Annotated in this window: 12 protein-coding genes; 2 read left to right on the top strand and 10 right to left on the bottom strand. The window is 67.4% G+C overall.

Annotated elements, in window-relative coordinates; translation table 11 throughout:
* Positions 1 to 14 precede the first annotated feature (14 nt).
* Positions 15 to 761, bottom strand: a complete 747-nt coding sequence (locus AC1Q7Q_RS36455) for a hypothetical protein (RefSeq protein ID WP_492387277.1) — start codon at positions 759 to 761, stop codon at positions 15 to 17.
* Positions 762 to 816: 55 nt separating this feature from the next.
* Complete coding sequence (locus AC1Q7Q_RS36450; RefSeq protein WP_492376767.1) at positions 817 to 1,911, bottom strand: S1C family serine protease; 1,095 nt, start codon at positions 1,909 to 1,911, stop codon at positions 817 to 819.
* A 286-nt stretch (positions 1,912 to 2,197) separates the two neighbouring features.
* Here AC1Q7Q_RS36450 and AC1Q7Q_RS36445 point away from each other — a divergent pair, with 286 nt between their 5' ends.
* Positions 2,198 to 2,383 (top strand): YjfB family protein, encoded by a 186-nt coding sequence (locus tag AC1Q7Q_RS36445; RefSeq protein ID WP_492387276.1) that lies wholly within the window; start codon positions 2,198 to 2,200, stop codon positions 2,381 to 2,383.
* Between the two features lie 61 nt (positions 2,384 to 2,444).
* Here AC1Q7Q_RS36445 and AC1Q7Q_RS36440 read toward each other — a convergent pair whose 3' ends face one another.
* The 8 genes from AC1Q7Q_RS36440 to AC1Q7Q_RS36405 form a co-directional block, all read right to left on the bottom strand.
* Positions 2,445 to 4,361 carry a sensor histidine kinase gene (locus AC1Q7Q_RS36440; protein WP_492376769.1) on the bottom strand — a complete coding sequence of 639 codons (1,917 nt, stop codon included), beginning with the start codon at positions 4,359 to 4,361 and terminating at the stop codon, positions 2,445 to 2,447.
* 135 nt (positions 4,362 to 4,496) lie between these two features.
* Positions 4,497 to 4,895 carry a hypothetical protein gene (locus AC1Q7Q_RS36435; RefSeq protein WP_492376770.1) on the bottom strand — a complete coding sequence of 133 codons (399 nt, stop codon included), beginning with the start codon at positions 4,893 to 4,895 and terminating at the stop codon, positions 4,497 to 4,499.
* Positions 4,896 to 4,971: 76 nt separating this feature from the next.
* Positions 4,972 to 6,357 carry a TolC family protein gene (locus tag AC1Q7Q_RS36430; protein WP_492387275.1) on the bottom strand — a complete coding sequence of 462 codons (1,386 nt, stop codon included), beginning with the start codon at positions 6,355 to 6,357 and terminating at the stop codon, positions 4,972 to 4,974.
* 10 nt (positions 6,358 to 6,367) lie between these two features.
* Positions 6,368 to 9,508, bottom strand: coding sequence for an efflux RND transporter permease subunit (locus AC1Q7Q_RS36425; RefSeq protein ID WP_492376659.1), 3,141 nt, complete (start codon positions 9,506 to 9,508; stop codon positions 6,368 to 6,370).
* Positions 9,501 to 10,667 (bottom strand): efflux RND transporter periplasmic adaptor subunit, encoded by a 1,167-nt coding sequence (locus AC1Q7Q_RS36420; protein ID WP_492376660.1) that lies wholly within the window; start codon positions 10,665 to 10,667, stop codon positions 9,501 to 9,503. The genes AC1Q7Q_RS36425 and AC1Q7Q_RS36420 overlap by 8 nt, the downstream gene beginning before the upstream one ends.
* Before the next feature lie 438 nt (positions 10,668 to 11,105).
* Positions 11,106 to 11,462: a hypothetical protein gene (locus AC1Q7Q_RS36415; protein WP_492376661.1), complete on the bottom strand. Its 357-nt coding sequence runs from the start codon at positions 11,460 to 11,462 to the stop codon at positions 11,106 to 11,108.
* Between the two features lie 27 nt (positions 11,463 to 11,489).
* Entirely contained in the window at positions 11,490 to 12,191 is a 702-nt protein-coding gene (locus AC1Q7Q_RS36410; RefSeq protein ID WP_463322600.1) for an MgtC/SapB family protein, read from the bottom strand.
* 486 nt (positions 12,192 to 12,677) lie between these two features.
* Positions 12,678 to 13,916, bottom strand: coding sequence for an MFS transporter (locus AC1Q7Q_RS36405; RefSeq protein WP_492376662.1), 1,239 nt, complete (start codon positions 13,914 to 13,916; stop codon positions 12,678 to 12,680).
* Positions 13,917 to 14,433: 517 nt separating this feature from the next.
* Between AC1Q7Q_RS36405 and gnd the strand changes: the two genes are divergently transcribed.
* Positions 14,434 to 15,471 (top strand): phosphogluconate dehydrogenase (NAD(+)-dependent, decarboxylating), encoded by a 1,038-nt coding sequence (gene gnd, locus AC1Q7Q_RS36400; RefSeq protein WP_492376663.1) that lies wholly within the window; start codon positions 14,434 to 14,436, stop codon positions 15,469 to 15,471.
* Positions 15,472 to 15,669 lie beyond the last annotated feature (198 nt).

Genomic DNA, 15,669 nt, shown 5'->3' with positions numbered 1-15,669 from the left:
GCGGCCCGCGCTTGTCACTTCGGTGGCAGCAGGTCTTGCAGGTCCCGCAGGGTTGCCGCGGTAGCGGGGGCCGCAGGTGCGGAGACAGGGGGGGCGGAGATGGGTGGCGCCGGGCGGGCCGGGCTGATCGTATTCGTCCTGCCGGCCGGGCCATTGCTGCCGACGGCGGCGGCATGCGGCACGGCAGCCGGGTCGAGCCGGCCATTCTGGCCCAGCGCGATCTGCGCGCAGCCGGTGAGGAAGCCATCTTTCTTCAGGCTGTTGGTGATGTCGATCGCCAGGACTGCAGCGCGCTCCTCGATCGGGATGAGGGTGCCGCCGCGGCTGAACGTGTATTTGCCTTTCCACACCGCGCGGTTCTGCCTGACATCCGTCAGCGTCGTGCCATAGTTGATTGACAGGCGGCCGCCGGACGCGTTGACCACGCCCCCGCCGTTGGCGATGGTCAGCACCGTATCGGCGGCGAACGTACGCATCCTGCCGGTCAGCGCGGTCGAGTCCAGCTCCAGCCCCGAGATCTCGTCGTACGCCGATTCCACGCCGCACTGCCGGGTGACCTCGCGGAACTTGGCCGCGAACGCCGCGGAGAAGTCGCTGTTCCAACCCATGCCGGTAGTGCCCAGCACATACATGCGGGTGGGCTTGCCGGTGTAGTCGCTGGCGCGGCTGGTCACGCCGACGGTGGTCGGCGCGCAGCCGCCCAGCAGCATAGACGCCACGGCCAGCGCGGCGGGGGCGCTATTTCGATATCGGTTTCCCATGTCTTGTGCCCTGAGAGAAATGGCGAGGCGAGCGGCTGCGGCCGGCGCCCGCTTGCTACTTCGTGTATGAAAAGTAATAGGGACTGGTGGCGGATCGCATGACATAGCGTCCGTCGGCCTCGGTCAGCCGATAGCACGTTTGCATCGCGCTGAAACTCGGGTTGGCCATCTCCAGGCAGACTTGGTTGGCTTCCGGCTCGATGCGGTAGCGCCCGGACGAATAGCCGCGGCTGACGGAATTGGTCACATCCAGGCTGCCGCTTTCCCTGACCTGCATCCAGAGCGTAATGCCGGAAGGCGCGATGGCATTGATCCTGCCAAGATGCGTGAAATGGCTGGCCAGCTCGACCCCGGTCAGTTGCCTGCCCTGCGGGCCGGCTGCGGGCCGGGCCGGGGCGTAGGCCGTGGCGCCCTGGCCAGGCTGCCCAGGCTGGCCAGGCGGGAGCGCCATGGCAGGCGGGGCGGTGGATGCCGTCTCGCTACGGAATTTCTGCAGCGCCAGCGCGGACCGTGCCGGCACCTCGCTGATCCATTGCGCGGGAATGGCAAAATTGATGTTCTGCGCGTCGGTCCGCATCAGGTAGGTAATGCCGACGAGTTGCCCGTCCGTGTTGAACAGGCCGCCACCGCTGGAGCCTGGGGAGATCGGGGCGGTGGTCTGCAGGCGGACGATGCGGTCGCGCTCGTCCTTGTTCAGCGAGGAGAGCAGGCCATCGCTCAGCGTCAGCTCGTAGCCGCGCGGCGCGCCGATGGCGTAGACCTTCTGCCCCACCTTGAGCGCGGCCAGCGGCGCGATCTTTACCGCCGGGGCGGTGAGGCCCTTGGCGCGCAGGATGCAGAGGTCGCGCTCGACATCGGCGTGCACCAGGTTGGCGCCATACGTGACCTTCTCGCGCCGGATGCTGATGGACTTGCCGCTCTTGAGCACGTGGCAGTTGGTGACCAGCTCCTCCGGCCCGATCACCACCGAGCTGCCCAGGCCGAACCGCGTGCCTTGCGCGTCAAAGACGGATACCACCCAGATGCTGGGCGATTCCCGCTCATAGAGTTCGGCCGAATCCAGCGCCAGGCAATCCGTCGAGATGCCAAAAGCCAAACACGAAATAGCGAAGCTTCCCGCAATGTTCTGCGCCCGACCCATGATGTTCATTCTGGTGACTGGTTTCGCCGGATTCAGCCGCCATCCTGACGGTGCTGGCTGTCTGGTCTTTCCCGGCCAAAGCGGCCGGGCTGCTTATGATAAACGTTCCGGATGCCAAGCGGGCGGCCCGCTATTGCGGCCGCCGCGCTAAAGATTCCCGGTTGATGGCCGACAACATGGATGCTGGGAGGTGCGCCTTCCCGCTGGCTTCAATGCCAATCGTAGCTTCAACCGTAGCTTCGAACGTAGCTTCAATCTCAACCTCAACCTCAATCTCAACCTGGAAAACCGTTCAATGGATATTTCCCTCGTCAGTGCGGCTAGCAACTCGGGCGGCGATCCCGTGCCCACCATGATGCTGCGCAAGTCGCTGGACCTGCAGGCGCAGAGCGTGGCAACCCTGCTGGGCTCGATGCCGCAAGTCAGCGTCCCGGCCAGCAATCCCCCTCACCTTGGCCAGAGCATCGACATCAAGGTCTGATTCCGGCAATCCGATAACGGAGCTACCCGCGCCCGGGTTGACATCAAACGGGTGCGGGGGGCTAAACGGCGGAGCCGGGTGGCTGCGGCGCCAGTGCGAACGTCAGCCGCACGGTCGTCCCTTGCGCCGAAGAGCGCAGGTCCAGCGCCGCCCCGATGGCCTCGGCACGCCGGCGCATATTGCCCAATCCCCGTCCGTGCGCGGCAGCCTCGGGCGTAAAGCCGCGGCCGTTGTCGTGGATCTCGATGACCAGGGCTTGCTGGGCGGCATCATGGTGCGCCGAGACCCGGATAGCGCTGCCGCCGGCATGCTGCATGGCATTGGAAAACACCTCCAGCAACAGGTAGTGCAGCTCACGCACCCGCTGCGGCGTCAGGTCGTGCAGCGCCGGCAGGCGCGCCACCTGCCAGTCCACCCGCAATCCCGCCGCCTCCAGCCGCGGGCCAAGCCGGTAGCGCAGGTTGCCGAGTACGGTGGCCAGGTCGCCGCCGGTGTCCTGCAACGCATCGACGGATAGTTTCAGGGCATCCAGCGCATGCTGCAGCTGTTGCTGCAACGTGTGCGTGGAAGGGCTGCCGGAGCGCAGCATGGAGAGCATGCCCACCAGCTGGCTGCCGAGCCCGTCATGGATATCGCGCATGATCCTGCCGCGCTCCTGCAGGGTGGCCTGCTCGCGCTCCATCTCGCGGGAGTGGCGGTACATCGCATGCAGTTCCTGCTCCTTGCGGGAGATCGCGCTGTCCAGCTTCTGGTTCAGGGCAGCCAGCATGCGTGTGGCGCGCGTGTAGCGGTCGACCAGCAGCCATCCCATGGTCAGGCTGAAAATCAGCGACACGTAGCGGGTGACGGAGGAGTCCCAGTAGGCATCCCCGATCCACCAGACATGGATCAAATCCAGCACCGAGATGAGCAGGGTGAGGCCAAGGGCGGCGGCAATCGCCGTGCGCTCACGCTCCGGACGCGTCACGGCGGCGCGGACCAGCACGGCCACGATCGACAGCGCCATCGCAACATTGACGACCACATTGGCCAGCACCATGGCGCGGGTGCTGTGTGCCGTCACCATCAGCGCGATCAGCGGAAGCTTGATGCTCAGGTAGAGCAGCAGCCCGCGGCGCAGCCAGCGCGCCTCCAGGCCGGTCACAACGATGGCGAACCTGGCGGTCGCGTACATGAAGACCGCCCGCCCGGCCAGCACCAGCGCGAGCCATGCATCGGGCGCGCCGGCGTCGTCGGAAACGAAGTACTCGGCCAGTCCGAAAGACCAGCCAAGCTCCGCGATGGCATATAACCCGAACAGGGGGTCCCGCTGCCGCCACCACACCAGCGCCGCCAGGCACGCCAGCAGCACGCTGGCCGCTGCGATGACTATCGGGCCGATGACCTTGAACCAGAGCGCCCGCTGGTAGTGCGCCTCCACCAGTGCCGGCGCACCAAACTCCACGCGTGACAGGCCGCCGCGCGAGCTGGCGCTGGCAGCGATCGTGACAAGCAGCTCGTTCTCCGGGCGCAGCAGGTCAGCCGGCACCGGGATCAGCAATGGCTGCTGGCCGGCATAGGACGCCGGGGCCGACAGGCTGCCAGCGTGGGCAAGGCGGCTGCCGTTGAGCCGCACCTCATAGCTATTGGCGGCCCGCTCGATGTACAGCGCGGCCATGCCCTGGCGGCCTGGCAAATCCGGGAAGCGCAGGAGAAATCGCGCGCCGCCCGTCTGGCCGGGACGGGACCGGTCCCAGTAGTAAGGCAGGCTGACGGTGGCCGGCGTGCCGTCGCCGGTGATCATGGCGGCCTCGCCAAGGATTTGCAGCTGCCCGGCGGCAAGCGGTAATGAACCGGGCAAGGTGAGCAGCAGCCAGAGCACAAGCGCTAGCAGTGGCTTTGCGGTGAGCAGGGATTGGGGCAACAGGATGCGCGCCATCCGCAAGGGGGCGGTAGGCGGCGTGGCGGTGGCGCTGGCCGCCGCGTGAGGTATCACCATGAGCTGGTCTGGGGCTTGGCGCAAGGGTGCGGGATGATGGTTCCGCCGCGCCCATCGTAGCTTTGCGCCGGAGTTCGGTCAATCGCGCCGGCTGAGCGGCCCATCGCCGCGCCTTCAGGCGGGATGGGCCGGGCCTCACCCCACCTCGGCCGGCGCGGTCGCGGCGGCCCGGGAACTGGTGCCGCCCGCGGGCGAAGACACCCGTTTCAGGCGTGGGGCGTGTGCCGCCTCGGCATGGTTGCCCATAACCTCCAGGCGCAGCAGGATGATGGGCACGGACACCAGGGCGCGTTCCAGCGTGACCAGCAACTGCCCGGCCCGCATTTGCGGCATCCGGATCTCGAAGCTCAGCATGCACTTGATTGGCGGCAGGCCGAGCGGCATCTGCCGCTCGTTGGACGGGTACTGGCCGCAGTCGCTGGCGGCGCAGCGCATGGCCACGCGTACGGCGGGCGCATCGTCAAGCCGCGCGATCACGCTCAGGCGATACAGGCGCCACCGCTGGACGGGCGGCGCAAGGTTGACGGCTTTCATGGCAGGTCTCCTTTGTCTTTCGACACGAGGCAATCGAAGCTGGTGCGCCCGGCCGTGGCCGGGGCGCGCCGGGCCGTTAAAGCGCGGGCCGCAAGCCGGTGGAAAGTTGCAGCTCCACCGTGGCGCCCGCCAGGTCCGCCTGGGCCTGGAGGTAGTCGAGGTAGGTCTCGTCCGCGGTGCGTTGCGCATCGAGCAGTTCCAGCAGGGAGGCAGAGCCCTGGCGGTACGACTGGCGCATGCCGTCCAGCACCCGGTCGGCCTCGGCGATCACCGAGTCGCGGTAGCGTTGCAGGTTGTCCTGGGCAGCCTGGAACGCGATGAGCGCGTTGCGCACGTCGACCTCGGTTTTCAGCTCGGCCTCGCGCAGGGCCAGCATGGCCTGCGTGACCTCCGACTCCGCCTGGATCAGCTCGCCGCGCTGCAGCCGCGACAAGGGCAGCGGAATCGATACCGACACGCCCAGCATGCGCGAGCGCGCCGTGGCATCGCCGTTGGGCTGGCCCTCGTCGTCCGTGGTGCCGCGCACGCCGGGTGTCATGGTCATCGCGAAGCTCACGCTGGGATCCACCCAGCGGTTGGCGCGCGCCAGTCCCGACTTGTCGCGGGCATTCTCCAGCGTGGCGCGGGCGATCCGGACCTCGTCGCGCGCTTCCATCGCCTGGGCGATCAGCGCGCCGCTGTCGGTGCCAGGATCATAGGGCTGGAACTCGCAAGCCAGCGGCGCGTTGCCGAAGGCCTCGGCCACGCGCACGCCAAGCTGGATGGACAGCTTTTGCATGGCGGCCTGCGCGGCGGCGCGCGCCGATTTCACCTCGGCGGTGAAGCGGTCACGCTCGACCCGCGACTGCGACAGCTCCAGGCCACCGATGTCGCCCGCCTTGCGGCGGATCTCGTTGGCGCGTACCACATTGGACAGAGCGGACAGCGTTGATTCCTGCCGGACCAGGGCCTCGCGGCTGCGGCAGGCTTCGACAAAGGCTGTGGCGGATTCCTGGTACAGCGTGTGCTTGAAGCCCTGCAGGTTCGCCTCGGTCAGGCGCAGGTTGCTCTCGGCGGCGCGGATGCGCGCGCTGCGCTTGCCGCCCAGCTCGATGGGGATCTCGATTTCGAACTCATGGGTGCGCGGCGGCTTGGGCGACACCGCACGGCTGGTCTCGATGCTGCCACGACCGTACTTGAGCACCGGGTCCGGGCGCACGCCGGCGATCGAGATCTCGGCTTGGGCGCCGCGGATGGTTTCCTGCTGCGCGGACAGGCCGATGTTCTGCCGCTCCACCGTGTCGAGATAGGAGGAGAAGCGGACCGGTGCGCGGGCCGTGGCGGTGGCGGTGGCGGTGGCGGTGGCGGTGGCGGTGGCGGGCGCGTCCTGCGCCCAGGATGCGGATGCCGCCAGCATCGACGTTGCCAGGAAGAGGTGGCGCAGGGCGGGTGCCGCTAGCAAGTTCTTGTCTTTGATTTGCATGGGATTCTCCTCAGGCCTGGCCGGCGGCGCTGGTTGCCGCCGCGTCGCCTTCGGCATCGGTTTCCGACCCCCTGGCCGCTTGCGCCGCACGCTCCGCGCGGGCTTCAACCAGGTAGTAAAGGGCGGGCAGCAACAGCAGGGTCAGCAAGGTGGCGGTAAAGAGCCCGCCAACCACCACGGTGGCCAACGGCCGCTGCACATCACTGCCGAGACCTCGCGCCAGCATCGCCGGTGTGAGCCCGATGGCGGCCACGGTGGCGGTCATCAGCACCGGACGCATGCGGCTTGCCGCGCCTTCGATCACGGCTTCGCGCAGGCTCAAGCCGTTCTGCGCGCGCAGCCGGTTGATCTGCGAGATCATCAGCACGCCGTTGAGCACGGCTACGCCGAACAGGGCGATAAAGCCCACCGCGCTGGATACGTTCAGCGTCATGCCGCGCAGATGCAGCGCAGCCAGGCCGCCGATGGTGGCCAGGGGCACCGCCAGCAGCACAAGCGCCGGCTGGCGCAGGTTGCGGAATTCGGCAAAGAGCAGCACGAACATCAGCGCCAGCGTCATCGGCAGGATGATGGCGAGCCGTGCCTGCGCACGTTCCAGGTTCTCGAACTGGCCGCCCCATTCGATCTGGATGCGCTTGTGGTCGTAGGACACGGCGCGCTCGATGGCGGGCTGGGCCTCCTTGAGGAAGCCGGACAGGTCGCGGTCACGCACGTTCAGGCGCACGATGATGTGGCGGCGTGCCATCTCGCGCACGATCACGCTTTCGCCGGACACGGTGCTGATGCGTGCGACCTGCGCCAGCGGCACCTTGGCGCCATTGGCCGCGGTCAGCATCAGGTCGCCCACGCCAGATGCGCTGGCACGCATGGCCGGCGGGAAGCGCACCGTCATGTCGTAGCTCTTCTCACCCACATAGAGCTGGCCAACCGGCGAGCCACCGATGCCGGTGGAGATCAGCTCGGCCACGTCGGCCGCGTTGATGCCGTAGCGTGCGGCGGCGGCGCGGTCCAGGTCGATCTTCAGGTTGGGCAGCGGAGGCTCCACGTCGATTGCCACATCCGCGGCGCCAGGCACGCCGCGCAGCGCGGTGGCCACTTCGCCGGCAATGCGGCGCACGTCGCCCAGGTTCTCGCCGAACACCTTGACCACCAGGTCGCTATGGGCGCCGGAAAGCTTGTCCTGCACCCCGTCGATCATCGGCTGCATGAAGCCCACCGAGTAGCCTGGCATCTGCGCGTAGCGCGCCGCCAGCTTGTCGATCAGCTGCTGCTTGGTCATGCCCGAGGCCCACGTCTTGTACGGATGCAGGCCAACGCTGGCCTCGATATGCGAGGGCGTCCAGTAGTCGGTGCCGTCATCGTTGCGGCCGGTCTGCGTCACCACGTAGGAGACTTCCGGGAACTCGCGGGTTACCCGGCGCAGCTCGCTGGCCATGCCGGAGGCGCGCTCCAGGGTGATGCCGGGCGGCATCTGCACCTGCAGCCACAGCGAGCCTTCATCCAGGTACGGCAGGAAGTCGCGGCCGATGGTGGCGCCAAGCGCCAGCACGCAGGCGAGCGCCAGCGCGCAGCTGGCGGCCACCCAGCGGATGCGGCCAATGCCGCGCTCCAGCGCAGCGCGGTAACGCACGCCCAGCCAGTCCAGCACAGGGTTGTGGAACACGTGGCGCGGCTTGCGCATGGCAATCCAGGCCAGCCCCGGCACCAGCGCCAGCGCAACGATCAAGGCGCCGATCAACGCCGCGCCAACCGCGAACGCCATCGGCGAGAACAGCTTGTACTCGATGCGCTCGAATGAGAACAAGGGCAGGTAGGCCGCAACGATCACCAGCATGCCGAAGAACATCGGCCGTGCCACCTGCAAGGTGGCCTCGATGGCGTCGCGCGGGGTGAGCGCGCGGTCCTTGTCCTGCTCGCGCCGGCGCAGGATGTTCTCCACCAGCACCACCGCGCCATCCACCAGGATGCCGAAGTCGATCGCGCCCAGGCTCAGCAGGTTGGCCGGGATGCGCAGGTGATACATGAAGACAAAGGCGATCAGCAGCGAGAGCGGAATCGTCAGCGCCACGATCAGCGCCGCGCGCGGGCTGCCCAGGAACAGCAGCAGCACGATGCCCACCAGCAGCATGCCTTCGGTCAGCGTGAAGCCCACCGTGCGCATGGTGGCGTCAATCAGCGAGGTGCGGTCGAGGTAGGCGACCACCTTCACGTCCTTGGGCAGCAGGTTGTCGTTCAGGTCCCGCACCGCCTCGTGCACGCCCGCAAGCGCTTCCGATGCGTTGAAATCCTTGAGCAGCAGCGTGATGCCGGAGATCGTGTCGGGGTTGTCGTCCTTGCCCAGGATGCCGCGCCGCTCCACGTTGCCGTAGCGCAGCGTGCCGAGGTCCTTGACCAGCACGGGGGTGCCGTCCTTGCTCGTGACCACCACGTTGCCCATGTCGTCGAGCGAGCGCAGCAGGCCCACGCCACGCACCACGTACGATTGTTCGCCGCGGTCGATGACGCTGCCGCCCGCATTGACGTTGTTGGCGTTGAGCGCCTCGGTGACCTGCGTCAGCGTCAGGTTGTACTGCGTCAGCCGCGCCGGGTCGAGTTCCAGCATGAACTGCGTGGTGAGCCCGCCGAAATTGGTCACGTCGACCACGCCGCGCACCTTCTTCAGGCGCGGGATCACGGTCCATGTTTGCAGCTCGGATAGCTCGCGCAGGTCGCGCGTCGTGGACTCCAGCGTGTAGCGGTAGAACTCCCCGGTAGGCGAGGTGTACGGGTCCAGCCCCGGCTTGGCATCGTAGGGCAGGTCGACCTCGTTCAGCCGTTCCTGCAGGCGCTGGCGCGCCCAGTAGCCGTCGGTGCCATCCTCGAATACCACGGTGATCAGCGACAGCGCAAACAGGCTGCGGGTGCGCAGCACATGCATGCCGGGGGTGGCCAGCAGCGCGCGCTCCAGCGGAATGGTGATCTGCTGCTCGATTTCCTCCGCGCCGAGCCCTGGCACCTGGGTTACGATCTGCGACGTAACGTCGGCAATGTCCGGATAGGCCTCCACGGGCAGCTGCTTCCAGCTGTAGGCGCCGTACAGCGCCACCAGCGCAAAGACCAGCCAGACGATGGCGCGCCGGTTGAAGCATAGGGTGACGAGGCGGTCAATCATGTAGCAGCACTCCGTTTTTCACGACGATGCGTTCGCCGGCCTTGAGCCCGGCCAGGATCTCGACTTGCCCGTCGGCATGCGCGCCCGTGGTGACCACGCGCGGCTCGAAACGCAGCGGGGCTTTCTCCACCAGCACGCGCGTGTAGAGCCCGCTTTGCAGCAGCGCGGTGGGCGGCACCAGCAGTGCCGCATGCTTTTCGCCCGCGAAGGTCACCTTGGCAAAGAGGCCGGGGCGATAGCGTCCGTCCGCGTTGTCGATGGCCACGCGGACCTTGACGGTGCGGGTGTCGGGGTCGAGGATCTCGCCGATGTAGCGGACCTTGCCGGTCACGGGCTTGCCGGGGTAGGCGTTGAGCAGGATCTCGGCGGGCTGGCCGACGAAGATCGAGGCGATGTCTTTCTCCGACACGCTGGCCGCGAGGTAGACCGTGGACAGGTCGGCCACCGTCATGACCGGTGCGCCGTTGTCGTTCCAGAAGCCGCCCTGCGCGCCTTCGAGCTCGATCACCCGGCCGGACAGCGGCGCGTGCATGGTGTACTGGCGGTGCGATTGCGGCGCGGTGCCGGCGCCAAGCTGCGCGAGCTGGGCGGCCGTGGTCACGGCGTCGCTGTTGGCTTGCGCGTAGGCCAGCTGGGCTTGTTCATAGTCCTTGCGTGCCGCGATTTCCGCGTCGAACAGGGTGCGTTGGCGCTCCAGGTTCAGCTTGGCTTCAAGGAGCGCCGCGCGCGCCTTGCTGGCCTCACCCTGAGCCGCGCTCAGCTCGGCGGAATCCAGCGTGAAGAGCGGGTCTCCCTTGCGCACTGTGTCGCCCAGGGCAGCGTGCAGGCGAACGATGCGCCCGGGCATTGGCGGCACGATCTTGACCAGCTTGGCGGCATCGGGCTCGATCGAGCCCGGTACCTCGATGGGACGCTCCAGCGCTTGCTCGACGAGGGTCTGCACCTGCAACTGCGTGCGCAATGGCGAGGCCTCGGGCACCGTGATGAAGTTGCCCTCGCGGACCGGTTCGGTACTGTGCTTGGGCGTGTTGGCGATGGCGCCAGACAGGCTGGCGCCATCGCAGCCGGCCAGTGCGAGACATGCCGCGCAGACGGCGGCGAGCGCAAGGCCTGGCTGCCGGCGCAGCGGCAAGCTTTGGCGGGTGGTGGGCGTTTGCATGGATTTTTCTCCTCGGTCGGTGCACTTGCCGTGGCGGCAGCCAGGACAGGGGCACCGCTTGTTGCCGGTGCGTCGTCGGTGGAATCGCAGGTTCAGGATTCACGGACGACAGGATTCGACAGGCGTGACGCATCCCCGGCGCTGCGGGGTGGCAAATCCACGCAGGTAACCGGTGATGGGCGAAAGCGCCCGCTTTGCTAACGGGGGAAGGCGGCGCGGAAGGCGGGGCGGGTCCGGCGCGCACGCGGCCGGGACGGCGCGAAACGCAATGGGAGCCTGGCGGGTCCAGGTAGCCGGTGCCGCGGCACCGGCAGGATGCCGGGCGCGGAATCAGGCCAGCTGGAACACGCCGTGCCTTCGGCGCTGCCTACTAGAAGGGTCTGGGTCCATGTTTTTCCTCAGGCAATCAGGGTGGATCTTGGCGGGCGGGCCTTGCGCTCAGGCCGCGGCTAACGCGCGCTCGGGCTGCGGCACGGTTTCCCAGCGCACGGCGCGAACCAGCGGCTCCAGGCCAAGGCGCTGCACCAGCTTGACCATGCCGGGCCTGCCGCCCGGCTGGCAATGCACCAGCACACGCATCTCGACCAGCTCGCGGCGCTCGCACTGCCGGGTGCGCAGGCGCTGCAGCGAGAGGTCGCGCGCGGCCAGCTCCTGGCGGATCTGCCGCTCCAACCGGGCGCCATAGTCATCCTTGCAGAGCAGCACCACCTGGAACAGCTGGGCGGCTGTGCCGCGGCTCGCCTGGGCGGCGCGGCGGTTGGGGGCCTGGGGGAGCATCCAGTTGAACAAACGCATATCCAGCTCCTTTCCTTCTCCTTGGGGTTATTCGAGCGCGCCGGCCGGAATGGCCCAGCGCACGAGGGAAACGCTCTTTTCCATGCTGATGCGGCTGACGATCTGCTCCAGCTTGCCTTCATGGCCGGGCGCGGCCAGCACATCGGCGCGGACTTCGATGTGTCCGCCAGCGGCGGTGTCCTCGCTGTGCAGCGACTGCAGCAGCAGGGCGGGCATTTCGGTCAGTGCATGCAGCAGCAAGCCGCGCACACGGATTTCTTCCTGGGCGGTGCATACCGTGGTGATGCGATAAACCATCTCCACTTCCGGTGCGGTGGCCGTGCCGTTGCGATTGATGCGCTGGCCCAGCATGCGCAGGCCAAAGTTGGCGCACAGGATGCAGGCGGTGCCGATAGCGGCTTCCAGCGCATGGCCAAGGCCGGCAAGCACGCCGACGGCGGCGGAGCACCACAGCGTGGCAGCGGTATTCAGGCCGCGCACGTTCAGGCCGTCGCGCATGATCACGCCGGCGCCGAGAAAGCCAATGCCCGAGACGACCTGCGCGGCAATGCGCGCATGCCCCTGCGGGTCAAACGTAAAGGCGGAAACCGAAACAAACAAGGCCGCGCCGGCGGCGACCAGCGCGTTTGTGCGCAGCCCTGCCATGCGCTGGCGCAGCTGCCGTTCGGTACCGATGCAAGCGCCCAGCGCCAGCGCTTCGAGCAAGCGCAGGGCAAATTCGTGCCACACCATGAGAACTCCCGTATTGAGCAGGAAGCACCGGTGAGTCTTGTGCAAATCGCGGGCAAGCGCAGGCAGCGGCGTGCTGCAACGCAGGCGCGATCAGAAGAATGAAGCCGTATTCAAGAAGAGAGGCGGGACAGGACGTCTGGCCTCGAAAGCACCGTGCCGCAAGCGGGGCACGGTCGCTAGGGATACCGTGGCCAGTCAGGCGGAGGTGCCGATCCTGGATCGACTACTGTCGTCGGAACAAGTGCTCACTGGGTAGCCCTGGAATTAAGAACCCGCGTACTGTAGCGGCGCAAGTTGAATGGGTCAAGCACAAAACGGCGGATGCCTGCGATTAATCGATCTTGAAGGTTGAATGCATGTAGATTGCCTGAAAATCAATCGGACAAGTCTGAAAATAGATCAAGAAATTCCCGAATCAATTCATCGCATCGGAATATCTCGCGGCCTCATCTGGCGTGCCGCGAGATTGGCGCGTTGCGATAGTCAGTGCGTCGGCGTCGGCGCCGGCACGGCAGCGCGCCGCGACCGCGCCGCCAGCACCTGGCTCAGGCCCAGCCCGCCCAGCGCCGCCGCGGCCGAGAACAGGAACACCGAGCCATAGCCTGCATGGCTGGCGATCACGCCGGCCGCCGGGCCGGTCAGCCCCAGCGCCAGGTCCAGGAACAGCGCATAGGCGCCAAGCGCCGAGCCGCGGTTGCTCTGGGGCACCAGCTTGACCGCCTCCATGCCCAGCGACGGGAACACCAAGGCAAAGCCAAAGCCGGTGACGGCGGCGCCGATCAGCGCCTGCGCGGGTGTCGGCGCAAGCCAGATCAGGGCCAGGCCGGCGGCTTCCACGGCAAACGAGCACAGCGCCACCCGATAGCCGCCAAAGCGGCCGATGCTATCGGCCAGCAGCAGGCGCGCCACCACAAAGCTCACGCCCAGGCTGGTCAGCGCCAGCGCGGCATGGTCCCAGCCGTGGCTGGCGTAGTACAGCGTGACAAAGGCCGTGATGGCGCCAAAGCCCACCGAGCCCAGCGCCAGGCACAGGCCAAACGGCGTCATGTGGCGGAACACGGTGCGAAACGGCATGCGCGCGCCCTTTACCGTGGGCACCGCTGCCTTGCGCCGGGCCAGCGTGAACGCGGCCAGGGCCATGACGGTGGTGACGATGCCCAGCGAGGCAAAGCCCCAGCGCGCATCCAGCAGCACGCCAACCGGCGCGCCCAGCGCCAGCGCGCCGTAGGTGGTCATGCCATTCCACGAGATCACCTTGCCGGTATGGCGGGCGCCCACGTCGCCGATGCCCCAGGCAATGGTGCCGGTGGTCACCAGGCTCTCGCCCGCGCCCAGCATCAGCCGGCCGGCGAACAGCCACGCCAGGCTAAGCCAGCCGATCGACACGAACAGGCTGGACACCACGGCCAACAACCCGCTGGCGGCAACCAGCGTGAGCCCGAGCGTGACGGATTTCTTGGGACCCTGCAGGTCGCACAGGTTGCCGGCGTAGGCGCGGCTCAGCAGCGTGGCCAGGTACTGGATGCTGACCGCCAGCCCGGCCACGACCGTGCCATAACCAAGATCGCCGTGGACGAAGCCGGGCACCACCGCCAGCGGCAGGCCGACCGTCAGGTAGGCAATGAAGTTGAAGAAGACGATGGCGACGATGCGCCGGTTGATGCTGCCTTGCTGATGTTCCCCGGATTCCGGGGCGGCGAGGGTCGTGCTGTTTGCGGACATGGCGATGCGAAGGCGAGTGTCTTGGCGCTGAAAGCGCAGAGCCCGGACAACGAACCGTGGCGCGCCATGCTTTGGGCGCGCGGGAGAGTGCGGTCTTGGGGCGAATGCGAAGCGGGTAGCGAAGGAGTGATGCGGGCGCTACTCGAGGCGGCGGGTCGATACGGCGGGGCGCAGGCGGTGGGCTGTCAGCATGAGCAGGGACATGGCTAGGGGGCGGTTAGCCGGCCTGTGTCCCCAGAAGCTGGCCGGTGAAATCGGAGCCGCCCGGTCGTATGCAAGTCCGCCGCTGCTGGCTGGGCAATTTTAAGCGGCTGTTTAGTTGGTGTAAATCCGGGTTGCGGAATTTAGCCCCCCGAGTGCGCCCGAACGCGGGGCAGGCCTGGCTGAAGTGCGCTAAGTGGCACGTTCACGAGGGCAGCGAGGCCTGTGCAAGTGCGCTCGGAGAGGTAGACAATGCCTCGTGGCAGCAGGGTTCGCCACCAGTTTCATCACCAATGACTCAGTGAGAGGACCGGATATGCAACTCGGAATCATAGGGCTCGGGCGCATGGGCGCGAACATCGCAAGGCGGCTGCTGCGCGCGCAGCATGAGGTGGTGGTGTACAACCGTAGCGCCGACAAGGTGCAGGCCCTGGCGGCGGACGGTGCCGTCGGCGTCACCAGCATCGAGGCGCTGGTTGGCAAGCTGGCCGCCCCGCGCGCGATCTGGGTCATGTTGCCGGCAGGCGACACCACCGAGCAGATGATCGCGGCGCTGGCGGACCTGCTCGAGCCCGGCGACGTCATCATCGACGGCGGCAACACCTTCTACAAGGACGATATCCGGCGCGCTGGCGAGCTGGCGGCGCGCCAGTTGCATTATGTGGACGTAGGCACCTCGGGCGGGGTCTGGGGCCTGGAGCGCGGCTATTGCCTGATGATCGGCGGCAAGCAGGAGGTCGTCGGCCGGCTCGATCCGCTGTTCGATACGCTGGCGCCAGGCTATGGCGACATACCGCGCACGCCGGGGCGCAACCCCGCGAACGACCGCGCCGAGCGCGGCTATATCCACGCCGGGCCGGCGGGCGCGGGCCACTTTGTGAAGATGGTCCACAACGGCATCGAGTACGGCCTGATGCAGGCCTATGCCGAGGGTTTCGACATCCTCAAGACCAAGGCCGCCGAAAGCTTGCCCGAGGCTGAGCGCTTCCAGCTCGACCTGGCGGATATCGCCGAAGTGTGGCGGCGCGGCAGCGTGGTGTCCTCGTGGCTGCTCGATCTCACCGCGCAGGCGCTTGCCAGCGACGTCAAGCTCTCGCGTTTCTCTGGCGAAGTCGCTGACAGCGGGGAGGGGCGCTGGACGATCGACGCGGCTGTCGAGCAGGCCGTGCCGGTGCCGGTGCTAGCCAGCGCGTTGTTTGCGCGGTTCCGCTCGCGGCAGGATCACACCTATGGCGAGCGGCTGCTCTCGGCCATGCGCTTTGGGTTTGGCGGGCATGTGGAAGAGCATGGCGGCGGGGAGTCCGGTATCGCGCACGCCAGCCGCCCCGCCGGCCTGCCTGATTCCGCACTTTAATGGGGTGGGGCGCGAATTCGTCAGTCCTTTGCCGCGTTGCCGCTAAATTTCCCCAAAGATTGGCCGTTAGCCGGAGCAGTGGCCCGTCATTGCAGCGCGCCGCTCCAGCGCCAAGCACCGCTGGAGCCACGCGGCGATGCCGGGCCCGGGGAAACGATCAACACCGCGCAGCGAGCCCGCGCATTGCGGGGACAAAGG

Source organism: Cupriavidus sp. GW823-FHT07A04 (assembly GCF_058794615.1).
The sequence above is the reverse complement of the archived record's forward strand: the minus strand, read 5'-3'. Positions and strand labels throughout refer to the sequence as shown.